The 955-nt window shown below is 34.9% G+C and carries 1 protein-coding gene; it reads right to left on the bottom strand.

Annotated elements, in window-relative coordinates; translation table 11 throughout:
- Positions 1–50: 50 nt before the first annotated feature.
- The coding region (locus CJF42_RS24470; protein ID WP_095369139.1) for a phage head morphogenesis protein at positions 51–955 on the bottom strand (905 nt) is incomplete at its 5' end.

Here is a 955-nt window from a genome sequence, read left to right as displayed (position 1 = left end):
AAAAACTGTTTAAACATATTTTAAAAAGGGTTTAAACACGTTTTAAATATTTACTGCTTGTGTATCTTTATTACTTTATTAAATGGCGCTGATAATTCAATTGCTATCATAGTACCATTTAAAATTAAATTCAAAGTCCGACCATCATATGTAAACTTATCCATTTTATGTAAGCCGTTCATTAATTCAAAAATGCTTTCAATTTGAATGCCTGAACTCAGTGCTTCTGATATTTGTAATGTGCTTATTGTGATCATGCTGCTGGTGATCGGTCTTGATTCATTTACCAGTTTGCTGATCGTCTCATTGTTTAAATGCGCAAGCATCATTATTTTTTTATCATCTTTAAATGTCTCTAATGCTATCTGTGCTGCAATACGACTTACTGTACTTTTATAATGAGGCTCAGATTTTAATATCGCTTTATTAAATTGTGGTATTGCGTGCGCTCTTAATATTTCATCCATTTGCAGCAATGATTTTCCTAATGAAATATCTGAACCGAGCCATGCTTTGCCAGGATTATAATCCCAGCCTAAATCAATACCCGCCAAACCACCTGTTTTTTCATTAACCGTTACAGCATCTATTAATGTATCTTGATCTGTGATTTTAAGCTTCATTCGCTCAATGTCACGGTAATTTATCGAGACAACTTTACACCGACAATTCCAGCCATTAGGTGGATAATGCGAATACCAAAATTCATGTTCAACTGGCAGTACTATTTTATGCCATTTATGATGTTCAGCACGAACGCGATTATCACCTGCAGTTAAATACATTAAGAATGGTCGTCTGTCTTTTAGCCGTTCTTGTTGTTGCCAACGCCCAGCTGCACGGGCGGTATTTTTATTATTTTGATAAATAACCTGAGTTCGCCACCCTCGTCTGCCTTTATATGACCATCCATGATCCTTAACAATATTATCAAAGCGCTTTCTAAATTCAGATA

Source organism: Pseudoalteromonas sp. NBT06-2 (assembly GCF_002276045.1).
Lineage (GTDB): Bacteria > Pseudomonadota > Gammaproteobacteria > Enterobacterales > Alteromonadaceae > Pseudoalteromonas.
The sequence above is the reverse complement of the archived record's forward strand: the minus strand, read 5'-3'. Positions and strand labels throughout refer to the sequence as shown.